Raw genomic sequence first — 23,097 nt, forward strand, 5'->3', positions numbered from 1 at the left:
TTCCGGTGTCCGGTGTCAGACGGCCTCCAGGGCGGCGACGTGCCGGGCGCGGTCTTCCAGATCGCGGACCTCGGCAACACGGCGGTGGGTGCGCAGGGCTTTCAGGAGGGTCTTCACGTGGACGGATGCGGGCCATCCGGGGTCCCGCGTCGAAGCCGTGGGACAGGTTCCCGAGCGCGCCGTCACGGTCGCCGAGGTCGAGCTGCACGGCGGCGACGGCCCGGTCGCGCCCGACGTCTCCGAAGTCGAGGTAGGCGCCCGTGCTCGCGGGAATTGAACGCCTCGGTGGCGGGGCCACTCGTGCCGCTCACGTGGGCACGGATCACGGTGACCTTGCCGGTGATCGGGGTGACGCTGTGCCGGCGGTCCTGTATGGCCTGGGCGACCTCCGTCGCATGCAGCATGGCGAGCGTCCGAGCAGTCATGGCTGACTCCTTGGACGGATGTTCCGGCGCGTTCACGCAACGCCGGGCGGAGGCTGCGCGCCCGCTCGGCGGCGAGCCCAGAAAGGGCTCAGGGGCCAGCGTTGCTCCTGGCCGTACGCATATGCATGGTTCTTTCGGTAGGCTGCCGCGATCCCATCCAGGAACGCAGTGTAGTCGGCGAGCGCGGCGCTCGTGCGTCGTTCGTCGGCGAGGCAGTCGGCCACGGTCCGGCCGGCGCGGGCACCGGTGTGCAGCGCGGTGAGGATGCCCTGCGAGGAGAGCGGGTCGAAGGCGAGGGCGGCGTCCCCCGCCGCCACCCAGCCGGGCCCGGCCGTCGGCGTGAGCCGCAGGCCGTGCGCAGGTGACCAGCACGGTACGGGAGCTACGGCCGGACCGTGCCCGGCCAGGCGACGCCGGACATGGACGGTGCGGCTGAGCGCGTGCCAGAAACCCTGCGGGGTGCGCAGCGGCGGCTCCACGAGGTCGGCGTCGGTCAGGTGGGCGACCAGGCGCCCGGCCGGGATCCGGGTGGTGTACCACCAGCCGTGCGGAGCCGCCTCCACCAAGGTGCGGGCGTCGGCGTCTGCTTGTGCTGCCGGGTCCGCCGGGCAGCGGTCGGAGAACACGACGTACGCGGCTACGAGCCGGTCCTGCCGCTGGCGGTGGCCGTGCCTGCGGCCGATGACACAGCGTCGGCCGGTGGCGTCGACCGCCCAGCGGGCGGACAGCTCCGCCACGGCGCCGGTGGCCCTTTCGCGGACGATCAGGCGGTCGTCGAGCCGGTCCAGTGCGGTGGCCTGCCGAAGTTCGGCGCCGGCCGCGACGGCCGCGTCCCGCAGAAAGGCGTCGAAGCGAAGCCGGTCGAGGTGCCAGCCGTGCCCGTACGGGTCGAACAGGTGGCTGCGACCGTGCAGCGCCGCCGACCCCCAGGCAGCATATGTGCCGGTGGAGACGGGGTGGCCGGAGGCCAGGAAGCCGTCCAGCAGTCCGAGGTCGCTCAGCAGCGGCCGGGCGACGGGCGGCAGGAACTCCCCGATCTTGAACACGGGCCGGCCGCGGGGCGCGGCGCGTGGCGGGGCCCGGCCGCCGTCGTCCAGCAGCTGGACGCGGTGGCCGGCCCGAGCCAGGACGAGCGCCGCCACAGCGCCGGCCGGACCGCCGCCCGCCACGACGGCGTCGACGCGTCCGGGCGGGCGCACGCGATGCGGCGGGTCGGGGGTCACCGGCTCGGCCGGAAGCGCTTGACCTTGTCGATGAACCCGGCCGAGACCTCCTCGTCGGGAGCGTCCGCCACGGCGACCGCGGTGGCCAGGGCGGCCGCGCCCAGGACCGGGTCGGCGCCGCGGTCCACGTGCACGGTGATCAGGTTGCGCCCGGCCGGTGGCGCGGGCTCGGGCGGGAAGCTCACCTCGGACTCCACCAGGACCTCGGCCGGGAGACGGGGATCGTCGGTGGGCCCGGGGCGGCGCTCGACCACACCGAGCTTGCCGAAGTCCTGCACCATCGCGTTGATGGCGGCCAGGTAGTCGCGGGGCAGCCAGCGGAGCCAGGTGCGCCGGGTCTGGAACGCGGCCAGGCGATCGGCGATCGGGCGGGAGGCGTCGACCACGACGTCGTAGTCCTCCTCGGCGAGCACGTGGTTGGGCACCCGGGCCGGCCAGAAGGTCGGCAAGAACGGGTCGTAGGGACCGAGGCCGGAGCCGTACTCGTAACCGGCCCGGCAGCTCGCGGTGTCGGTCTGCCAGGGCACGGCCATCCACCGGGTCAGGTCACCCGGCGCCTGGGCGTAGAGCGGTCCGTCGAAGGAGAGCGCGATCTCCGCGGTGAGCTTCGGGCCGTAGGAGGGCCTGGGCGTGAGCGGATCGCGGTGACGGATCCGGAAGGGGCTGGTGTACAAGGTGGTGTGGCGCATCGGCCAGGTGAGCTCGCAGCCGGGGTGGAAGGCGTCGGCGAGGCAGAACGACAGGGCCGCCCGGTCGAGGGTCGCGGGCTGGTCGGGGAACGGGACGTCGTCGAGGGTGGCGGGCGGCGCGGCGTGCGGGTCGTAGTCGTTGACGAAGTCCCCGCCGGCCCACCGCTCAAGGAACCGGTACTGGAGCGCGGAGAGCGTCACATGCTGACGTACGGACTGGGGCGGCACGTTCATCGCGTCGCCGTAGACCGCCGGCCAGGGCACCGGTGACATGCTGTCGCGGTCGTAGTCGCGGACGGCGAGCCAGATCTGCCGACGGAACTCCCGCTGAACCGGCGAGGGGTCCGCCAACTCGGTGATTCGCGCGGGGGCGAGGAGGTCCTCGCGTCCGCCGAAGCCGAACTGGATGGCCAGTCCCTTGTTGACCCACTGCAGATCGCACAGGCGGCGCAGCACGGGCAGGATGTCGCGGGTGAATGAAACCTGCTGTGGTTCGGGGAGGCGGCCCTCGGTCACGAAGGCGTCCCGCACCAGGTCGTACATCGTGCGCACCGAGGTGAGTTCCGGCGCGTAGTTGGGCGGTGCGGTCACCACCCAGGCCGGTTCGACCGGGATCGGCCGTCCGCCGATGGTCACCTCGGCGGTGACCGGGCCGTCGGAGACGTCGTCGTGCCAGCCGTCGTTGTTGGCGAAGGTGTCGGCGGGGGCGCCGGTCGCCGAAGCCGAGGCGCCGCGGCCGCCGAGGAAGATCAGCCGCCCTTTGTCGTCGGTGCGCAGCTCGCCGAGGTAGACGGGTTTGCCCATGAATGTGCCGGTGTCGAAGCGGTGCTCGGGGGCTGAACGGCTACGGCCGCGTACCGAACGGGGGCCGGGGTCGATGGTCAGGAGGTGGTCGCGCTGGGCGGCCGGAATCGTGGGGTTGCGCAGGTTGCTGTCGTCGGCCTGGCCCGCCTCCGGGATGTCGAGGGCGATCTGGAACTGGTACCAGGCCGCCTTGGAGTTGGCGATGTGCACGGTCCAGCGCAGGTCGGCGTTGTCGGCGGTCAGTTCGGCGACCGGCTCGCCGGCGGCGTTGTAGCCGTAGACCCGGAACCGGACGGCCTGGCGCTTGAGGGCGCCGGTGACGTCCTTGTAGCTCCCGGCGGGCAGCGGGGACGGCTCGTCGACCTCGGGGGCGAGGACGAAGTCGTCCATCGTGCTGTCGCCGACCCGGGCCACACCGATGGCCGGGTGCACGGCGGCCCGGACGATCCGGGTGTCGCGGGCCGCCGGCGGGGTGATCTGCGGGCGGGCGGGGCCGGGCTCGGCCGTCGGGACGCCGTTCACATCGCGACGTTGTTCGGCCGAGGCCAGGTACACCGCCCTGCGCACGTCGGCGATGCTGCCGATCGGGCGGTGCTCCGCGAGGCTGTGCCAGGGGTTGAGGGCGAGGTTCTCGCCGTACGCGGCCTGACCGCGGGCGGTGATGTCCTGCTGCTGGAGGGTCAGCCGGGCCGCCTTCACGGGAACGCTCTCGGACTCCTTCCAGCGCACGGTCGCCATGTCCAGCGGCATCGTCTCGTCGTCGGTGCGGAACTGGAGCATCAGATCGAAGACGGCCGGACCGGCCGCGAGCCGGTGGGCCAGGTCGGCGCCGAGGTAGGCGGGGTTCTCGTCGGGCGGCGTGGCGGCCGGGTCGCCGGGCTCGCAACCCGCGGGCACCAGCTTGTACTTGACGAAGCGCTCGGGTCCGAAAGCGTAGGGGAGCACGCCCCAGTAGGTGGCGGTGAGCACGCTCGGCTCGAACTTGGCCATCGCGTCGAGGATTTCGCGGGTGACCGGGTGGGCTTCCAAGTAATTGTCGTAACTGCCGTCGATGACACCGGCCTTGGTGAACTCGCACATGTCCTGGGCGGTGTCGACGAAGAAGACGTCGTGGTTCTGCAGCAGCAGGTCCTGGGTGCCGGCCTCGGTGTAGCCCTCCAGCAGCTTCGGGCCGGGCACGCCGAACAGCTTGAGGCCGATGCCGAGGGTGGTCTTCAGGTCGGGAAGGCCGGGCACGGTGTCGCTGGAGAACCGCACCCAGGCGTTCAGGCCGCCGGCCTGGGTACGGGCGTTCTCCAGGAAGCCGACGCGCATCTCGGGCGGCAGGTCGTCGGCGACCGTGAGCGTGCCGCAGGCAATGCCGTGCGGCTTGAGGAAAACCGGCCGCCTTACCGGATCCTGGCCGCGGGCCATCCGCGCGCCCTGAGTCAGGTCCACGAACATCTGCTTCAGGGCGCCGATCGCGTCCTCGGCACAGCCTGGCAGGGATGGCATCCCCGCAGTGTCGTCGAAGGGCTCGGGGGTCCCGGTCATGGTGTGCTCCCGTCGGTGCGGTGGTCGCTCGGGGCCGGCGGACCGGCTCGGTCGACGCCGCTCGCGGCTTCCGGACCCCAGTCAAGCGTGCACAAACCTTCGAGGCGCGGCGCGTCGACGTACGCCCGAAACGACGAGGCCGCGGGCCCGACGCGGGCCGTTTCACTCCAATCGGCCAGCAGCGGTCGCCCCGGCAGCGGCCCGGTGACAGCGTCGTCGGTGACCGGTCGACCGTTCCCGGGGAAGGGAAGGACCACGGCCGAAGAAGGGCTGCGTGCGGGAGCGCCGTCCAGGGTGCTGCGGAGTTCAGGCCCGGCAGGTCGCTTCGTGTACTCCGGCCAGGGGCGGACTGCACTTCAATCGCTGGAATGCCCGCGCAGGAGAATGAGATCCGGTAGCGCGCGAACCCTGAGAGGAAGGATCAGTGAGAAAGACGCCGAGCTACTGAAGGAGTGACTCCATTGCCTGAGATCGTGAAACTGCAGCCGGAGAACGGTGATGGCTATCTGCCGCCCGTGTTCTACCTCAAGTTCGACCAGGAGGAGTTCCCGAAATTCCTCGAGAACCCCACAGGCACGCTCAGGGAGCTTGGCCACCCGGTGAACAACGTGTCGGTCGTCGTGAAAGATCACGTCTGGGAAACCAGCAAGCAGAGGTGGATCACCGACCAGGACGATCCAGTTGTCCGGGATTTGCCCGGGTCCAGCAGCTGGGGGTGGCTGTGTGGATACCAGGACGAACAGTGCGTGTGCGAGAGAGTCCTCATGTAGTGCAACTGACGGCCCATTGCATTGGTCGTAGAACCGAATCCGTCGTAGGCCGAACAGGGCACGCCCGGCCCTCGTCGACCGCCGGCGGATTTGGTTTAAGCCATTTGGCCGTGTGGATTCACTCGCACCCGGAGGCCGCCGGCGGGGGATCGGTCTCATTCACGATATGCAGCATTTCGGCAGAGGGTGCAAACTGCCTTGTCACGATCTGCGGGCAGCGTCGGCATAGATCTCCGCCCTCCTGATGAAACCAGCGGCACTGCGTCCGGATCGGACACTTTGGCAGTTCGGTGACCACCTCATCCAGCAATGCGGCGCTGCGTACGGCGATTTGGCAGGCTGCATTCTTGAAGTGAATACAGCCATTGGTGCGGCATGTGGCCGCGAACCGAAAGACCTCGGTGGGGGCGACAGGCCCTGTCATATCGATGAGCTCGGGAGTCACCGGCATCGCACGTTCGGTCGGAATGATCCGCGTGTCATCCACTGATCCGGAAACGACTCCGATCAGAACCGACTCGGGCTGCGCCGGTGCACTGGGACAGAGGAGTTCTTCACTGCTTCTGCCCGTCTCGTCGTGCGGCATGAATGCTACTGACCAGGCTGGTGCGGCTCAATATTCCTCACCTGGAATCCTCCCGTGGCTGCATCTCGCTCCAGCGTCACTTCGAAGAGTGCATCGGGAAAATATCCGGCAACGACAGGTCTGAGGGACTCGATGTCGCCCGAGATGTTCCGGGCGGCGAGCGCGATTGCGACGCCCTCGGCGGCAGCCCTCGCGATCTGTTCTGGAGCGATTCTTTGCGCGTCCATCCATCCTCCGGTCGCCTTGGTGAGTGGAGCCCCGAATTGGCGGGAAACTCTGGCATTTCACCAGTTCAAGTCAGGCGACAACAAGGTGCCGCGCCGAAGTCCCGCGAATGGAGCCGGCGCGATCCAGGGGAGCGGTCGGCGCCGACTGATGAGGTCCGGGACGTTGGCGCGGCCGGTCAGCGGGTCCAGCAAATGAACGTTGGTTTGATGGGTACGGTCGGCAGCGGCAGTCCTCTTGCGCGACTCTACGGCCTTCACGTCTCGCCGCTCTCTGAGGGCGAGGGCGCCGGGCCCCGCAGAGACAGCCGGTCCCCGGTGCTGCCTGCTCCCTATTGATCCGAAACGCCTTGGATTCATGCTCGTTGACATGGCGGCGCCGTGCATGGGGTGCACTCGCTCAAGCGTCGCGCAGCTACCGCGACTCGGCCTGTGCCCATTTCGCCCCAGTGCGTACGTATCCTCCGCGCACACATCGAACGCTTGGGTGTGGCATCGGACGGCCGGCTGTTCCGGAACCAGGCCGGCAACTACGTGGACCCGGCGGCCTATGGCACGACGTGGGCGCGGGCGCGGAAGTACGTGCTGACACGAGTGGAGCTCACCTCCGGGCCGGCCAAGCGGCCCTACGATCTCCGGCACGCGGGCATCTCGTTCTGGTTGTACTCCGGTGTGGACCCGGCCGAATGTGCTTGCCGCGCGGGTCAGAGCATCGAAGTCCTCTTCCGGCACTACGCCAAGTTCCTGGACGGCGTGCGGGAGCAGGCCAACCGCCTCATCGAGCAGTCCATGGAGGAGTGGGACCGCGTCAGCCGAGGTGAGGCCCCCTGCGGACTGAGCCGGAGTTTTGGTCCGCGACTGGTCCGGAGGTGCTGGTCAGCAGTGGGATACCGGTGGGATGAACCGGGAGTCACGGCGTAGACGCGGCCCCTGCCCACGCGGGGCGAGCAAAAGGCGCCTGACGGGTAAAAGCCCAGGTCAGGCGCCTCTTTTTATGCCTCTAGAAGAAGCCGAGCTTCTTCGGGGAGTACGACACCAGGAGGTTCTTCGTCTGCTGGTAGTGCTCCAGCATCATGCGGTGGTTCTCCCGGCCGATCCCCGACTGCTTGTATCCGCCGAAGGCGGCGTGGGCCGGGTAGGCGTGGTAGCAGTTCGTCCAGACCCGGCCCGCCTGGATGGCGCGGCCCGCGCGGTACGCGGTGTTGACGTCCCTGGTCCAGACGCCCGCGCCGAGACCGTACAGGGTGTCGTTCGCCGTCCTGATCGCGTCGTCGAAGTCGGTGAAGGACGCCACCGCCACGACCGGGCCGAAGATCTCCTCCTGGAAGACCCGCATCCGGTTGTCGCCCTCGAAGACCGTCGGCTGCACGTAGTAGCCGCCCGCCAACTCGCCGCCGTGCTCGATCCGTTGGCCGCCGGTCAGGATCTTCGCGCCCTCCTGCCGGCCGATGTCCAGGTACGAAAGGATCTTCTGCAGCTGGTCGTTGGACGCCTGGGCGCCGATCATCGTGTCCGTGTCCAGCGGATGGCCGGGCACGATCTTCTCGGTACGGGCGATGCCGGCCTGCAGGAAGTCGTCGTAGTGGCCGCGCTGGATCAGCGCGCGCGACGGACAGGTGCACACCTCGCCCTGGTTGAGGGCGAACATGGTGAAGCCCTCCAGAGCCTTGTCGCGGAAGTCGTCGTCCTCGTTCCATACGTCGTCGAAGAAGATGTTCGGGGACTTGCCGCCCAGCTCCAGCGTCACCGGCTTGATGTTCTCCGAGGCGTACTGCATGATCAGCCGGCCCGTCGTCGTCTCGCCGGTGAAGGCGATCTTCGCGACGCGCGGGCTGGACGCGAGAGGCTTGCCGGCCTCCGCGCCGAAGCCGTTGACGATGTTGACGACGCCCGGCGGCAGGAGGTCGGCCACCAGCTTCAGCCACACATGGATGGAGGCCGGGGTCTGCTCGGCCGGCTTCAGGACCACCGCGTTGCCCGCCGCGAGCGCGGGCGCCAGCTTCCACGTCGCCATCAGGATGGGGAAGTTCCACGGGATGATCTGCGCCACCACCCCCAGCGGCTCGTGGAAGTGGTACGCGACGGTGTCGTCGTCGATCTGGCTGAGCGAACCCTCCTGGGCGCGCAGCGCACCCGCGAAGTAACGGAAGTGGTCGATGGCCAGCGGGATGTCGGCGGCCAGGGTCTCCCGCACCGGCTTGCCGTTGTCCCAGCTCTCGGCGACCGCCAGCTCCTCCAGATGCGCCTCCATCCGGTCGGCGATCCGGTTCAGCAGCGAAGCCCGGTCGCCCGCGGCCGTGGCGCCCCACGCCGGGGCCGCCGCGTGCGCCGCGTCCAGGGCCCGTTCGACGTCCTCGGCGGTGCCGCGGGCGACCTCGGTGAAGGGCCGGCCGTTCACCGGACTGGGGTTCTCGAAGTACTGGCCGCGGGACGGCGGCACATAGGCGCCGCCGATCCAGTGGTCGTAGCGGGACTCGTACGAGACGATGGCGCCCTCGGTGCCCGGCGCGGCGTATCGGGTCATCTCTGTGGCCTCCCGGCTCCGGTGCCGCCCGCCGTTGGACGGCTCTGGGCGCGAGCGTAGACCGCGGCACGTTGCGAACCCGTTGCACACACGCGGCGGCGCGCCCCGCTATCCCTATCCCTGTTCCGTCTCCAGCGCCCGGACCCTGGCCAGCAGCGCCGGACGCCGGTCCGCGGGCACGGCCGCCGCGAGCGCGCGCCAGACCGGCAGGTCGTCCTCGCCCCATGGGCTGTGCGCCCAGTCGGCCAGCAGCCCCGGGTCACCGCGCGCGATCAGGGCCGATCGCGCCTGTTCGTCCAGCCGGCGCCGCAACCGTACGACGGACGGCGCCTGCGAACCGGGCAGCAACGGGCCCGTGTACGCGCCGAGCGCCGACGCCACCGCCCCGGACGCCAGCCTGCGCGCCACCGTCTCGAAGTCGGCCTCCACACGGGCCGAGAGACGGTAGGGGCGGGACAGCAGCAGCTCCGGCCCCAGCAGCCGCCGGAGCCGGGAGAGTTCGGCCCGCAACGTCACCGGGGTCACCGACTCGTCCTCGTAGAGCTCGACGAGGAGCTCGTCGCCGCCGAGGCCCTCGGGGTGCCGGGCCAGGGTCACCAGGATCTCGCTGTGCCGTCGGCTGAGCCGGATCCGGCGGCCGCCCGCGACGAGCAGCGCCTCGTCCCGGCCCAGCGCGGTGAGCTGCACGGTCTCCCCGTCGGGCGCGGGCACGAGCAGGGCCAGCTGCGACTCGGCGGCGCGCGCCACCGCCTGCACGAACGCCAGACTGTGCGGATGTGCGAGCCGGTCCCCACCGGTGATGTCCACCGCGCCCAGCACCCGCCCCGTGCGCGGGTCGTGCAGCGGCGCCGCCGCGCACGTCCACCGCTGGACCGGTCGCCGGAAGTGCTCGGCGGCGAAGACCTGCACCGGCCGGTCGACGGCGAGGGCCGTGCCCGGCGCGTTCGTCCCGGCCACCGACTCCGCCCAGCGGGCCCCCTCCACGAAGTTCATGCGGCCCGCCGCCCGTCGGGCTCCCGGATGGCCCTCGACCCACAGCAGCCTGCCGTGCGCGTCGCACACGGCGAGCAGGTGCTCCCCGTCCGTCGCGTACGCGCACATCAGTTCGCGGATCACCGGCATGACCCGGGCCAGCGGGTGTCCGTCCCGGTACGGCCCCAGGTCGTCCGCGCCCAGCTCGACCGGGGCCGTGCCGTCGGGGCTGACCCGCGCCCGGGCGGAGCGGAGCCATGACTCGCCGACCACCGGCCGCACCGGCCGTTCCAGCCGCCCGGCCGTGGTGAACGCCTCGTGCGCGCGGCGAAGTTGGCCGAGCCGCCGTCCCGGGTCCGTGCCGGCTGCCAGGGCCACCCAGGGATCCGTCAACTCACTCTCCCGTCCAGGCGCGTCGTGCACACCCATGGTGACCGCCGGCCGGCGGACGCGGCAACCGCGGCGCGTGCCCCGGCAGGCCGACCGGGCGTGACGGCGGGACGCGTCAGCCGGTCGAGTAGAGGTTGACGAGACGGATGTAGCGCACCCAGTCCCAGTTGGGGCCGGGATCGGTGTGGTCGGTGCCCGGGACCTGCGCGTGACCGAGGATGTGCGCGCGGTCCTTGGGGATGCCGTGGCGGTCGCAGATCGAGGCGGTCAGCAGCGCCGACCGCTCGTACATGGCGTTGGTGAAGTACGAGGGCTGATCCACCCAGCCCTCGTGCTCGATGCCGATGCTGCGCGTGTTGTAGTCCCAGTTGCCCGCGTGCCAGGCGATGTCCTGTTCGCGGACGCACTGGGCGACGTAGCCGTCCCCCGAACGCACCACGTAGTGGGCGGAGACCTGCTTGGCCGGATTCTGGAAGATCCCGAGCGTGTTCGTGAACGTCTCCTGCGTGACGTGAATGATCACGTAGCCGACCGGATAGGCCGAAGGACGGTTCGACGCCGTGTAGTTGGACGCGGACGCGGGCGTCCAGTGGGCTCCCGGGTAGTCGGTGTCGCCCGCCATGGCGGCGAGGGCGCGGCCGGAGGCAGGCAGCAGTGCAGCCGCGGCCGTGGCTGCCGCGCCCTGAAGGATCCTTCTGCGGTGCATGAGAACTCCTGTGGTGTGGGGGATGGGGAGGGGGGCGGGAATAGGAACAGGGAGTGGGGGGGGGGCAGGGGGCGGTGCGGTCGGCGGCCCGACGACCGCACCGCGGGTTTCCGCAGACGGCGGTGCGTGCCCCCGCGAGGGGGAACACCTGCCGACCATCGCGCCATCGCTCCTTGCGGATCGGCGCGACATCGGTGTGGTGCGTGTTGCACACACGTTCGTGTTCCGTGCCGCACATCTTCGTGCTTCGTGTCGTGCACGTTCGCCAGTCGAATGCCGCGATCCCGGCGGGAGTCGGCGGCGCGGGCACGAGCGCCGCGTTGCTCGGAACCGGGAAGAGGAGGCGGGGCACGAGGCGGAGGGCATCTCGTCGCCGCCGCAGGAAGCGCCCGGCGCGGACCGGGGTCGCCAGGACGTGCGACGTATACCTCGATGTTCACGGTGACGATCACGGCGGTCGCTGGAACGGACGCGATCACCGGGGCCAGGGTGAAGTCCGGCTCCGGGCCGACCGCGACCACGAGCCGTGCGGCCACCCCGGCGGCGGCGGAGCGGCGGTGCGGAGCGAGCAGCGCGAACGCCGGGACCGGGTGCACGCGTCCGGCGACGGCGTCACTGATGCTCCGGCAGAGGCCCTCGCGCGGCCCGTTGGCGTCGTGTAACAGCCCGCTGCCCGAATCCACCGGCACCCGCGTCCCCCTTCGTCCGATGTCCGGAAGGCGTTGCCCGATGTACGACCGAGCTTTCGCGCGCCCAACCGTACGGGGCGGCGCGCGAGCGGCGGAAGACGTGAGATGGCGCAAGCGCGTGCGCGGGGAGGGCGGGAACCGGCGGCCCGCGGAACCGGCCGGGGTGCGGTGACGGGCGGGTACGGCACCGGCGGTGCGGGGCCGCGGGAGTACGGCACCCGGTGCGGCCGGGCCGCCTCGTCGGTGCGCGACTCGGCCAGGAGACCGTCCCGGCCGATCGCGACGACGGAGGAGATCTCCAACTCGGATGCGTCGTCCTCGCCCGGGTTGAAGGCGTCCACCAGGTCGAACCGGTGGGCGTACTCCGCCGTGACCGGGTCTCGTCCCTCCGTCCGACGAAGAAGGGTGACGCCGAGGTGGGCGCCGGGGCGGCAGGCGACGGCGGCCCGGGCGGAAGGCTCCGGCTCCCGGCCCTCGGCCCCGAAACCCCGGCTCCCGGCCCTCGAAACCCCGGCCCTCGGCCCCGAAACCCCGGCTCCCGGCCCTCGAAACCCCGGCCCTCGGCCCCGAAACCCCGGCTCCCGGCCCTCGAAACCCCGGCTCCCGGCCCTCGACGCCTCGGTCCCGGTCCTCGCCCGCCCCGTCGTCGGCACGCCGCAGCCAGGGTGATGACGGCGAACCAGCGGTGAGCCTCCCTCAGCCCTCCGAGCCGGTCGAACCGGCCAGCGCCGCCGCCGGGTCGTCGTCCGCCGGTCCGGCCGGCACCCACTGCCCGTCCTCCTCGCGGTACGGCCACCAGCGGCCGTCCCTCCCGTACCGGAGCTGCACGCCCTGGCCCTCGGCCGTCCAGCGGTTGCCCGCCGCGCGCAGCCGGGGCCGCTCGTCCTCCTCCCACGCGCCGGCGAGCCGGGCCTGTGCCCCGGCCAGGGTCTCGGGGTCCGGCGTCCACTCCTCGTCGAGCACGTCGACCCCCGCCGCCCCGCCGTACCGCCACGCGCGCACCGCCGCGTCGAGCCCGGCCGGGGAACGCCCCGATCCCGCGGCCAGCCGCTGGACGAGCCGGGGCTCCGGCCGGGCCTCCGCGGCCAGCCGCACAGCGTCCTGACGGGTTGTCAGCGCGGCGTGCGGCGGCTGCCGTGCATGGCCGGGCGCGAGAGCGTCCCCCAGCATCCAGAGAGCGCGCGCCGCGGCGTCCGAGGCCAGCGTCTCCAGGGCCGCCGGATCGATGCCGGGTCCCGGCTCGGCCTCCGTGTCCAGCGACGGCACCGGCCCCGGCTCCTCCGGCAGCGGCGGGGGAGCGGGCAGCGGGGGCAGGATGTCCCGCGCGGCGAACGCCTCGTCCGCCCGGACGCCCCGCTCCGCCGTCCCCGTCGCTGTCCCTGTCCCCGTCTCCGCGACGTCCGGCCCGTCGGACGGGGCGTCCCGGCCGGACGGGCCGTGCTCGGCGGCGCGAGCCGCGATGCGCGTCTGGAGCTCGTCCAGGAGGCGGCGTTCGCCGCGCCCCCGCATGAGCAGCAGCACGAACGGGTCCCGGTCGAGCAGCCGCGCCACCTGGTAGCACAACGCGGTGGTGTGCGGGCAGTGGTCCCACGCCTCGCAGGCGCACTCCGGCTCCAGATCGCCGATGCCCGGCAGGAGTTCCACCCCGGCCGCCGCCGCGTCCTCGACCAGATGGGGTGTCAGCTCGTGGTCGAGGAGCGCCGCGACATGCCCGGAGCGGGCGGCGGCCACGTCCAGGAAGCGCTCCCAGTCCGCCCCGCCCAGCTCCTGGAACAGCACGTCGGCGCGGTACGCCGATGAGTTCCGGTCCCGGACGATCGCGGTGATCCCGCCAGGCCGCACCGAGACCGCGCCGACCCGGCCCTCGCGGGCGGCCCCGCGCCCCCTCTTGAGCTGGGCCTGGTCCAGCGCGGAGTCCTCCAGGGCCCTCAGCCACGCCCGGCCCCACCAGGATTCGGCGAAGCCGCGCCCGCGGGCGGGCGGCAGTGCGGCGAAGGTGCGTTCCGGCGCCGGGTCGTCCGCCTCGTACCCGTCGCTCCCGTACGCCCCGCTCCCGTACACGTCGTTCATCGCGCGTCCCCTCGCAGCTCCACCAGTTCGGCCAGTTCCGCGTCCGTCAGCTCGGTCAGCGCCGCCTCGCCGGAGCCGAGCACCGCGTCCGCCAGCCCCTGCTTCCGGGCCAGCAGGGCAGCGATCCGGTCCTCGACCGTGCCCTCGGCGATGAGCCGGTGGACCTGCACCGGCTGGGTCTGGCCGATCCGGTACGCACGGTCGGTCGCCTGCGCCTCCACCGCGGGGTTCCACCACCGGTCGACGTGCACGACGTGTGCGGCGCGGGTGAGATTCAGACCGGTGCCGGCCGCCTTCAGCGACAGCAGGAAGACGGGGACCTCGCCCGCCTGGAACTGTTCCACCATGGCCTCCCGCCGAGCGACCGGTGTCCCGCCGTGCAGGAGCTGGGAACGCACGCCCCGCGCCGCCAGATGCCGTTCGAGCAGCCGGGCCATCCGTACGTACTGCGTGAACACGAGCACGCTCGACTCCTCCGCCAGGATCGTGCCGAGGAGTTCGTCCAGCAGCTCCACCTTTCCCGAACGGCCCTCGATCCGCGGCTCGTCCTCGTCGAGGTACTGCGCCGGGTGATTGCAGATCTGCTTCAGGGCCGTCAGCAGCTTCACGATCAGCCCGCGCCGGGCGAAGCCGTCGGCGCCCGCGATCGCGTCCAGCGTCTCCCGCACCACCGCTTCGTAGAGCCCGGCCTGTTCCGCCGTCAGCGACACCGTCCGGTCCGTCTCGGTCTTCGGCGGGAGCTCCGGGGCGATGCCGGGATCCGATTTGCGCCGCCGCAGCAGGAACGGACGCACCAGCGCCGCGAGCCGTTCGGCCGCCGCCGGGTCGCCGCCCTCCGCCGCCCGTGCGTACCGGGTGCGGAAGGTTCCCAGGGGGCCCAGCAGACCGGGCGTGGTCCAGTCGAGGATCGCCCACAGCTCCGACAGGTTGTTCTCCACCGGGGTGCCGGTGAGCGCGACCCGCGCCTGCCCGCCGACCGACCGAAGCCGCCTGGCGGTCGCCGAGTAGGGGTTCTTGACGTGCTGGGCCTCGTCCGCGACCACCAGCCCCCACCCGACCCCGGCGAGTCGCGCCGCGTCCAGCCGCATCGTGCCGTAGGTGGTGAGGACGAACTCGCCGGCCGCCAGACCGGCGAGGCTGCGCGAGCCGCCGTGGAAGCGGCGGACCGGCGTGCCCGGCGCGAACTTCTCGATCTCCCGCTGCCAGTTCCCCAGGAGCGAGGCCGGGCACACCACGAGCGTCGGTCCGGCGGCCGGGTCGGCGTCGTGCCGGTGCAGATGAAGGGCGATCAGGGTGATGGTCTTGCCCAGCCCCATGTCGTCGGCGAGGCAGCCGCCGAGGCCGAGCGACGTCATGGTGTGCAGCCAGTTCAGACCGCGCAGCTGATAGTCGCGCAGGGCGGCGGCCAGGCCCGGTGGCTGACCGACCGTCCGTCGTTCACCCCGTGCCACGTCGGACTCCGGATCGGCCAGCGCGCGGCGCAGCCGCTCCAGCCGGCCGCCGGCCTCTACGGCGACCCGGCGGCCGTCGACCTCGGTGGAACCGGTCAACACGGCCCTCAGCGCGTCGATCGGAGCGACCTTGCGGTCCTGCGTCTCCCGGGCGCGCCGCACCTCCTCGGGATCGACGAGCACCCACCGGTCGCGCAGCCGCACCACCGGCCTGCCGGCCTCGGCGAGCCGGTCCAGCTCCGCGCGGCCGAGCTTCTGGTCGCCCAGCGCGAACCACCAGTCGAACGACAGCAGCGCGTCGGCCGACAGCAGCGACGGCGGCTCCGACCCGGCTCGGGCCGGCCCCCGCGCTCCCCGCTCCGAGGCGTCCTCGGGCGAGCCGACCACCGCACCCGAGGTGAGGGTGCGGACCATCTCCCGGGGCCAGTGGACCGGCACCCCGGCCGCGGCCAGGGCCCGCCCGGCCGGGCCGAGGAGGTCCGCGATCTCCTCGTCGGCCGGTTCGACGGAATCGGGCACGGCAGCCGACAGCAGGGGCGTCAGCGCGGGCCAGGCCCGGGCGGCCCGCCGCAGCGCCAGCAGCGCGTCCATCCGGGCGCGGGGCCCGAACGCGGCGGCCGGCCCCGTCCCCGCCCAGACGTCGGCCGCGTCGGCGACCAGGGCCGGGTCTCCGGTCGAGTGGACTTGCAGGACGGCCCGGAAGGACGGGCCGCCCGCGCACCCGGTGGACGAGACGGCCTCCGCCTCCGGGGCCACGAGGCCTGTCACCTCCACCCGCAGCGAGAGCCGGACGCCCGCGTCGAGCCCGGCCGCGACGTCGGCGGCCCAGGCGCGTACGCCGGACGGGCGGTGCGGCTCGTCCGAGGCGAACGCCGGGCCCCCGGCGGCGAGCGCCGCGGCCGGCGTGCGCGGCAGGCCGTCCGCCACCGCGTCGAGGAACGCGCGCAGCAGCCGCTCCGGTTCGGGCAGCAGCAGGGGACGCGCCGACGCGTCGAGCGGCACGGCATGGGCGAGCGGCGGCATCGAGGCGGCGAGCCTGCGGATGCCCGACTGGTCCTCCGCCGTCAGCGGACCGGCCCGCCAGACGTCGTGACCGTTCGCGGTGAGCCCGGGCAGCAGCAGTCCGCGCGCCGCGAACCGCAGGGCGAGCAGAGCGGCGGCGCCCCAGAACGCGGCGGCGCCCGAGGCGTGCTGCGAGAGCCTGGCGCGGGTCAGCACAGGCAGCGCGTCCCGGATCGGAAGCGCCCGTGAGGGAACGGTGTACACCTGCGCGTCGGAGCCGACGACGGTCAGCTCCTCGATGGAACCGGGCCCTTCGGGAGGCCCGCTCCCGTCCGGGTGCCAGAAGGCGATACGGCCGGTACGGAAGGGCTCCCCGGGCAGGAAGACCACGGAGCAGACGGAGAGCGCGGAGACCTCGGAAAGCGTTGCGGCAGGGAACCTGTGCACAGCGATGGCCGAATTCCTCAAATTTGACTAGTGAGTGGTAGGGGCCCGAGGGTACTCCATCGGTGCGCGATCCGTTGCGGAGGATACTGTGATCCGCCTCACTTCCGTGTCCTTCGGCTGTCCGCTCCCGGCGGCCTCCGCGCCCTCGCGTCGCGGTCCTCGCGCGCTCGCCGCACCGCCCCCGTGTCCGTGCCGGCGGCCCCGTGTCCGTGCCGGGCGGCCCCCGGTGCGGCCAACCCCCCTGAGCGGAAGGGGGGCTGGCCCCCGTGGGGCCGGGGTGGTGGCGCCATGGCCGCCCCACCCCCGTCGGCCGTACGTTTCGACGGGTCAGCGCAGCCTCCAGAGACCGGAGACCCCATGTCCCAGGCCATGACCACCGTTACGGGAGACGCCCGTGACGGCGCGGGAGACGTCGCAGGAGCGGGGGGCCGCGGCGCCGTTCCCGGCCGGGGGAGCGACTTCGCCCCCCTGCTCCAGGCGGTGAGGGGGCAGGGACTCCTGGAGCGCCGCACCGGCTGGTACGCGGTCGGCATCGCCGTCAATCTGCTCGCCCTGGGCGCCGTGGCCGCCGGAATGCAGCTCATCGGCGACCGCTGGTTGACCCTGCTGCTCGCACTTCCGCTCGCGCTCTTCTGGTCCCGCACCGCGTTCATCGGACACGACGCCGGGCACGCCCAGATATCCGGCCGCCGCGGGACGAGCCGGGCCATCGGCCTCTTCCACGGCAATCTGCTGCTGGGCATGAACGAGGCGTGGTGGAACGACAAGCACGTGCGCCACCACGCTCATCCCAACCACATCGACAAGGACCCGGACGTCGGCGTCGGAGCCCTGGTCTGGACGCGGGAACAGGCGGCCCGGCGGGAGGGACTCGCCCGTTTCGTCACCCGCCACCAGGCCGGTCTCTTCTTCCCCATGCTGCTCCTCGAAGGCATCGCCCTCAAGGTCTCCGGCTTCCAGTACCTGAGCCGCCAGCCCGCCCGGGAACGCGCCCTGTCGGCACTGCTCCTGGTCGCCCACCTCGGTCTCTACGCGACGCTGCTGCTCACGGCCATGTCCCCGGGCAAGGCCGTCGCCTTCGCACTCCTGCACCACGCGCTCTTCGGACTCCACCTGGGCATGGCCTTCGCGCCCAACCACAAGGGCATGGAGATGCCGGACCCGAACGGCGACCGCTGGGGACACCTCCAGCGGCAGGTGCTCACGTCGCGCAACGTACGCGGCGGCGCTCTCACCGACTGGTTCCTCGGCGGACTCAACTACCAGATCGAGCACCACCTCTTCCCGAGCATGCCCCGCCCGCACCTGCGCCTGGCGCAGCCCCTGGTACGGGCCCACTGCGAGGCGCTCGGCATGCCGTACACGGAGACCGGGATCGTCGAGTCGTACCGGCAGGCGCTCCGGCACATGCACGAGGTCGGGGAGCCGCTCAGGTGACATCCGGCCGCGGCCGGAACCGACGGGCGCGCGCGGACGTTCCCGGAGCAGGAGCGGCTGAGGCCGCGAAGGAGGCGTGGACGATGTCGAACAGTGCGAAGATCGCTCTCGGAGGAGTCGCCGCGGCGGTCATCCTGATGCCGTTCATCGGCTTCTGGCTGTCGCTGCTGGTCCTGGTCGGAGTGCCGGCGGTCGGCTATCTGGCGCTCGACCCCGGCCAGCGGCGCAGACTGCGCAGGATCACCCGCAAGGAGTTGGGCCGCTGACCCAGCGGGGCGCGCACGGTGCGGGGCGCGTACCGCACTGCGACGTCGCCCCGCGCCGGGAGGGCATCGCCCGGCGCCGGTCGCCCGCCGTGCGCCCGGAGCCGGCCGGGCCGAGGCGGGCCGCCGACGCCGGGGCGCGGTGACGCGAGCTGTCGCCGCCGAGCGCGGGATGCGCGGGCCCGGCCTGCCGAGGGGCCAGCCCGTCGACGGCGGTCCGGTCAGGCCGGCCGTACCGCGAGGGCGTCCAGGGCCCCCAGCAGACCGGGCAGTTCGGCGCCGCGCCCGACCGGAAGCACCGTGCCCGGTTCGTCGTCGAGGAGGACGAAGGCCATGTCGTCCGTCCTGGCGACCAGGGACCAGCCGGGGCCGTCGACCCGCAGCATCCGGGCGTCGCCCGCGGCGAAGGAGGACCTGACCCTGCCCGGGGGAGGCGGAGCGTCCAGATAGGCGCGGGCCTCCGCCAACACCCGCCCCAGACCGGGGTGCGACACGGCGGGCGGGGAGGCGGCGGGCGCGGACGCGGTTCCGTTCCCCGGACCGTTCCCCGGCCCGTTCGCCGGGCTGCCTCCCGAGCCGTTCGCGGTGTCCGGTGCGTCGGAGGCCGCATCGTCGGAGGCCGCTTCGTCGTCCAGTCGTTCCCGCCAGGAGGTCCATTGCCGGGCGATCTCGTCCGCGCCCAGGCGTCGTTGGGCCGGTCCCCAGGACTCCATGTCGGGAGGCGACAGCGGGGCCGGACCGGCGCCCTCCACCTCCGGATCCGGCGGCGGATCGTGCGGGGCGTCCAGCCCCGGGGCGGCGACCGCGACCGGGAGCGGCCAGCCCGGCAGCGCACAGACCATCGAACGATCGTCGGGCGACAGGTCGTGCTCGATTCCGCAGTCCCAGGCGGCGATCGCCACGGCCACCGGCGACACGTCGTCCACGACCACGGTCCAGCGCGCACCGTCCCCGTCCTGGCCCAGGACCAGGCCGTACCCCCGCTCCCACGGTTCGAGGCCGAACACCGCGCAGGCGGCGGGATAGTCGTCGCCGAGCAGGCTCGGGAACTGCGCGGGCGTGAGCAGCGCCGCGGTCAGCACATACAGCGCGTCGTCGGCGACCGCGTCGCTCGTCCCTGCCACGGCGTCCTCCTCGTCCGTCACGGTGGTCGTCGGCGCACCCTAACGAGGTGGCGACCCGCTCGTCGAGGTCCTGACAACCGGTTCATGGACCGGCGCGCGGCGTTCCCGGGACGACGGCGGACGGACCCGATCCGGTCCACCGGACCGGCGCTTTCCGTCCCTTGGAGCTCCCGTCGTCGTAGAGTGGGCGCTCCGGACGACGCAAGGGGGGCAGAGCGGTGAAACGGTACGACCGCCTGAGGGAGATCCAACGTCTCGACCCGGAGCGGGACTTCCTGCGGATCTACCGGATCACGGCGACCTACGAGTTCCCCTGGGACATCACCCGCGCCCTCGAACTCGCCCTGTACCGCACCTATGCCGTCCCCAGCATCGGCCGGCTGCTCGCCGAGACCGCAGAACTGACGGACCGTCCGCAGAAGCGCTACGACGACACCGCGCTCCTGCTCGACACGGTCGTGGAGCACGGCTTCGCGGACGAGACCGGGCGGACGGCCATCCGTCGCATCAACCAGATGCACCGAAGCTACGACATCGGCAACGACGACATGCGCTATGTGCTGTGCACCTTCGTCGTCACGCCGAAGCGGTGGATCGACGCCTACGGCTGGCGCCGGCTGTCCCCCCACGAACTGCGGGCGTGCGCCGCCTACTACCGCACGCTCGGCGCCCACATGGGCATCAAGGACCTGCCGGAGACGTACGAGGACTTCGAGCGCACGCTGGACTCCTACGAGGCCGAGCACTTCGGCTGGGACGAGGGCGGGCGCCGGGTCTCCGACGCCACGCTGGACCTGATGGGCTCCTGGTATCCGCGCCCGCTCGCCCCTCTCGCGCGGAAGGCGGCCCTCGCGCTTCTCGACGACTCGCTGCTGAAGGCGTTCCGGTACGAACGCCCGGGCCCGGTGGCCCGCGGCCTCACCCAGGGCGCGCTGCGTCTGCGGGCGCGGGCCGTGCGGCTGCTGCCGCCGCGCACCAGCCCGCACTACGCACGGCAGAACCCCGAGATCAAGGGATACCCGGACGGCTACGAGGTCTCCGCGCTCGGGACGTTCCCCACCCCGGGCGTGCGCGGGTGCCCGGTTCCGCACGGCCGCCGCGCCGGCGCGGCGGAGCAGCAGTGACCTGAACGGAAGGCGCGCCCGGCCCGCTCCGCGATCCGATGGCGGGGCAAGGACCGCGAGGAGGGCCGGGCGCGACGTTTGCCGGAGATCCGGGATCAGACGTTGACCCCGTAGTCGGACGCGATTCCGGCCAGCCCCGAGGCGTAACCCTGGCCCACCGCGCGGAACTTCCACTCCGCGCCGTGCCGGTAGAGCTCGCCGAAGACCATGGCGGTCTCGGTCGAGGCGTCCTCGCTGAGGTCGTAGCGGGCGAGTTCGACGCCGTTCGCCCGGTTCACCACGCGGATGAAGGCGTTGCGGACCTGACCGAAGCTCTGACCACGGCTCTGGGCCTCGTGGATGGAGACCGGAAACACGATCTTGGCCACATCGGCGGGCACGGCCGTCAGGTCCACATTGATCGACTCGTCGTCGCCCTCGCCCTCACCGGTCAGGTTGTCACCGGTGTGCTGGACCGAGCCGTCGGGGCTCGTCAGGTTGTTGTAGAAGACGAAGTGCAGGTCGGAGAGGACCTTTCCGGACTGCGAGCACAGCAGCGCGCTCGCGTCCAGGTCATGGTCCGCGCCGGTCGTCGTCCGCACGTCCCAGCCCAGGCCCACCGTCACGGCGGTCAGGCCGGGCGCCTCCTTCGACAAGGAGACATTGCCGCCCTTGGCCAGGCTCACACCCATGAACATCCTCCACTGATACAGCGCTTCGGCGATCCTGCGATCGGCGCGCCTTCGGTCGTCACCAGGGTGAACGCCGTCGACGGGCCCATGGTTCCCATGATTGCGCAATTCCTGAAGTGAAAGCGGGCGGGGGCCACGCCGACCCGCCGTCCCCGCGTCCCGTCACGGTCGTCGCGGTGCGGCCGGCGCGGAACTCCGGCCCGCGGCGGAGCGGGTGTCTGTCACATTTCTCTATCTTCCGGCGGTTCGGCCGGTGTTTGCACCCGGTCCCACCGGGAAGTGCTTCAGGCTGGCTGTGGGCAGGTCCGGTGATCCACTCGAACCAACGGCACTCGCCACATCGCGCAACTGTAAAACCACAGGGCGGTCGAACGCGTCTCCCCCTCGGGAGCCGGATCCTCCTCCTTGTACCGGACGAACGGGGTGGCCCATGACAACAAGCCGCAAGGCGGCAACGGGCAGGACACGCGGCAGCCGCCTGCGTCGGACAGCCGTGACCGGACTGTCGTTCCTCGTGCTGCTCGTCTCGGGCGCCGGATGGGTCTACCTGAAACTGGGCGGCGGCATCGACACCTTCAGCGCGGACGGCATCTCCGGTGACCGGCCGCCCGGTTCGTCGATGGGACAGAACGTGCTGGTCATCGGATCGGACTCGCGGGCCGGATCCAACGGCGAACTGGGCGGCGGCACCGGCGCGGTGGGCCGCTCCGACACCGCCTTCCTCCTCCACGTGTACGGCGACCGCAGGCACGCCGTCGCGGTGTCGATCCCCCGGGACTCGCTGGTCGACATCCCCGCCTGCCGACTTCCCGACGGCGCCTGGACCGCCCCGCAGCACGACGCCATGTTCAACGCGGCGTTCTCGGTGGGCGAGACCGCCGAGGGCAATCCGGCCTGCACCCAGAACACCGTCGAACACCTCACCGGCCTGCGCGTCGACCACACCGTCGTCGTGGACTTCGCCGGCTTCTCCGCGCTGACCTCGGCGGTCGGCGGCGTGCCCGTCTGCCTGCCCCACGACATCCACCAGCGAGACCTCAGCCCCAAGCTGCCCACCCAGGGGCCCCTGATCTTCGCCAAGGGGCCGCAGACGGTCTCCGGGAAGCGGGCCCTCGACTACGTCCGGCTGCGACACGGCATCGGCGACGGCTCGGACCTGGGACGCATCAAGCGCCAGCAGGCGTTCGTGGCCTCCCTCATCAAGAAGGTCAAGTCGCGCGGCATGAACCCCGGCACGCTGCTGCCGCTCGCCGACGCGGCCTCCGACGCGATGACGGTCGACCCCGGGCTCGGCTCCGCGGACCGGCTGCTCTCCTTCGCCATGTCGATGAAGAACGTCGACCTGCACAACACCAAGTTCGTCACCGTCCCCTGGCGGTACGAGGGAGCCCGCGTCGCGATCGTCGAACCCGACGCCGACGCGCTGTGGGCGGCGCTGAAGGCCGACCGCACGGTCGACGGCGAGGACGCCAGCGGCAGCCGGTCCGCCGGACGGGACGGGAAGAACGGCGACCCCGACCCGTCCGCGACCGCCGACCCCCTCCCCGGAAAGGGCGTCAGCGTCGCCGTCTACAACGGCACCACCGTCAGCGGGCTCGCGGCCCGGGCCGCCGGAGTGCTGCGCTCCCAGGGGTTCACTGTCACCGCCACGGCCACCGCGAGCAGTCAGGACCACGCCTCGACCGTCGTCGAGTACGGGCCGGGGCTGCGGGACGAGGCCGAGAAGACCGCCCGGCTGCTGCCCGGCGCCACGACGGAGGCGTCCGACGCCTCCGGCCTGCGCGTCGTTCTCGGCGCCTCCTACGCGGCGGACCCGGCGGACGCGCCCCGCACCGCGCCCTCATCCGCGGTGCCGCCCACCGTCGCCGAGGAGGCCCGCTCGGCCGACGACGACCCCTGCGCCGACCTCTCCTACGGATGACCGGAACCCCGGCCACATGACCGAGGAGTGCTTGCCCGTTCGTGACCCGTGC

Annotated in this window: 17 protein-coding genes; 6 read left to right on the forward strand and 11 right to left on the reverse strand. The window is 72.2% G+C overall.

Annotation, left to right across the window (positions count from 1 at the left end; genetic code table 11):
• Positions 1 to 457: 457 nt before the first annotated feature.
• The gene (locus WA762_RS10525; RefSeq protein WP_335935063.1) at positions 458 to 1,648 is read right to left on the reverse strand and encodes a tryptophan 7-halogenase; all 1,191 of its coding nucleotides are present in this window, start codon (positions 1,646 to 1,648) and stop codon (positions 458 to 460) included.
• Entirely contained in the window at positions 1,645 to 4,635 is a 2,991-nt protein-coding gene (locus WA762_RS10530; RefSeq protein ID WP_335935064.1) for a LodA/GoxA family CTQ-dependent oxidase, read from the reverse strand. The genes WA762_RS10525 and WA762_RS10530 overlap by 4 nt, the downstream gene beginning before the upstream one ends.
• A 500-nt stretch (positions 4,636 to 5,135) precedes the next feature.
• Between WA762_RS10530 and WA762_RS10535 the strand changes: the two genes are divergently transcribed.
• Positions 5,136 to 5,444: a nickel-dependent lactate racemase family protein gene (locus WA762_RS10535; RefSeq protein WP_335935065.1), complete on the forward strand. Its 309-nt coding sequence runs from the start codon at positions 5,136 to 5,138 to the stop codon at positions 5,442 to 5,444.
• A 118-nt stretch (positions 5,445 to 5,562) separates the two neighbouring features.
• On the opposite strand, the gene WA762_RS10540 is transcribed toward WA762_RS10535, so the two are convergent.
• Together WA762_RS10540 and WA762_RS10545 are read right to left on the reverse strand one after the other, a co-directional pair.
• A complete protein-coding gene (locus WA762_RS10540; protein ID WP_335935066.1) occupies positions 5,563 to 6,030 on the reverse strand; it encodes a hypothetical protein in 468 nt (155 codons plus the stop codon).
• A 5-nt stretch (positions 6,031 to 6,035) separates the two neighbouring features.
• The gene (locus WA762_RS10545) at positions 6,036 to 6,257 is read right to left on the reverse strand and encodes a hypothetical protein (RefSeq protein ID WP_335935067.1); all 222 of its coding nucleotides are present in this window, start codon (positions 6,255 to 6,257) and stop codon (positions 6,036 to 6,038) included.
• Positions 6,258 to 6,737: 480 nt separating this feature from the next.
• Between WA762_RS10545 and WA762_RS10550 the strand changes: the two genes are divergently transcribed.
• Positions 6,738 to 7,175: a hypothetical protein gene (locus WA762_RS10550; RefSeq protein WP_335935068.1), complete on the forward strand. Its 438-nt coding sequence runs from the start codon at positions 6,738 to 6,740 to the stop codon at positions 7,173 to 7,175.
• Between the two features lie 79 nt (positions 7,176 to 7,254).
• On the opposite strand, the gene exaC is transcribed toward WA762_RS10550, so the two are convergent.
• From exaC to WA762_RS10575, 5 genes are all read right to left on the reverse strand, one after another.
• On the reverse strand, positions 7,255 to 8,778 hold the full coding sequence (gene exaC / locus WA762_RS10555; RefSeq protein ID WP_335935070.1) for an acetaldehyde dehydrogenase ExaC: 1,524 nt from the start codon (positions 8,776 to 8,778) through the stop codon (positions 7,255 to 7,257).
• Positions 8,779 to 8,892: 114 nt separating this feature from the next.
• Entirely contained in the window at positions 8,893 to 10,179 is a 1,287-nt protein-coding gene (locus WA762_RS10560; protein ID WP_443080559.1) for a GAF domain-containing protein, read from the reverse strand.
• 76 nt (positions 10,180 to 10,255) lie between these two features.
• A complete protein-coding gene (locus WA762_RS10565) occupies positions 10,256 to 10,846 on the reverse strand; it encodes an N-acetylmuramoyl-L-alanine amidase (RefSeq protein ID WP_335935073.1) in 591 nt (196 codons plus the stop codon).
• Between the two features lie 1,385 nt (positions 10,847 to 12,231).
• The gene (locus WA762_RS10570; RefSeq protein WP_335935074.1) at positions 12,232 to 13,605 is read right to left on the reverse strand and encodes an SWF or SNF family helicase; all 1,374 of its coding nucleotides are present in this window, start codon (positions 13,603 to 13,605) and stop codon (positions 12,232 to 12,234) included.
• A complete protein-coding gene (locus tag WA762_RS10575) occupies positions 13,602 to 16,505 on the reverse strand; it encodes a DEAD/DEAH box helicase (protein ID WP_335935076.1) in 2,904 nt (967 codons plus the stop codon). Before WA762_RS10575 ends, WA762_RS10570 begins: the two co-directional genes overlap by 4 nt.
• Positions 16,506 to 16,862: 357 nt before the next feature.
• Here WA762_RS10575 and WA762_RS10580 point away from each other — a divergent pair, with 357 nt between their 5' ends.
• Both WA762_RS10580 and WA762_RS10585 read left to right on the forward strand, forming a co-directional pair.
• Entirely contained in the window at positions 16,863 to 17,942 is a 1,080-nt protein-coding gene (locus WA762_RS10580) for a fatty acid desaturase family protein (protein ID WP_335935078.1), read from the forward strand.
• Positions 17,943 to 18,025: 83 nt separating this feature from the next.
• Positions 18,026 to 18,208, forward strand: coding sequence for a hypothetical protein (locus WA762_RS10585; protein ID WP_335935079.1), 183 nt, complete (start codon positions 18,026 to 18,028; stop codon positions 18,206 to 18,208).
• Between the two features lie 218 nt (positions 18,209 to 18,426).
• On the opposite strand, the gene WA762_RS10590 is transcribed toward WA762_RS10585, so the two are convergent.
• Positions 18,427 to 19,329: a hypothetical protein gene (locus WA762_RS10590; RefSeq protein WP_335935080.1), complete on the reverse strand. Its 903-nt coding sequence runs from the start codon at positions 19,327 to 19,329 to the stop codon at positions 18,427 to 18,429.
• A 218-nt stretch (positions 19,330 to 19,547) separates the two neighbouring features.
• Here WA762_RS10590 and WA762_RS10595 point away from each other — a divergent pair, with 218 nt between their 5' ends.
• On the forward strand, positions 19,548 to 20,453 hold the full coding sequence (locus WA762_RS10595; protein WP_335935081.1) for an oxygenase MpaB family protein: 906 nt from the start codon (positions 19,548 to 19,550) through the stop codon (positions 20,451 to 20,453).
• A 95-nt stretch (positions 20,454 to 20,548) separates the two neighbouring features.
• Here WA762_RS10595 and WA762_RS10600 read toward each other — a convergent pair whose 3' ends face one another.
• Positions 20,549 to 21,124: a TerD family protein gene (locus WA762_RS10600; protein WP_335935082.1), complete on the reverse strand. Its 576-nt coding sequence runs from the start codon at positions 21,122 to 21,124 to the stop codon at positions 20,549 to 20,551.
• 430 nt (positions 21,125 to 21,554) lie between these two features.
• Between WA762_RS10600 and WA762_RS10605 the strand changes: the two genes are divergently transcribed.
• The gene (locus WA762_RS10605; RefSeq protein ID WP_443080560.1) at positions 21,555 to 23,045 is read left to right on the forward strand and encodes an LCP family protein; all 1,491 of its coding nucleotides are present in this window, start codon (positions 21,555 to 21,557) and stop codon (positions 23,043 to 23,045) included.
• The last annotated feature ends 52 nt before the right edge of the window (positions 23,046 to 23,097 follow it).

It is taken from the genome of Streptomyces tyrfis (genome assembly GCF_037034285.1).
Lineage (GTDB): Bacteria > Actinomycetota > Actinomycetes > Streptomycetales > Streptomycetaceae > Streptomyces.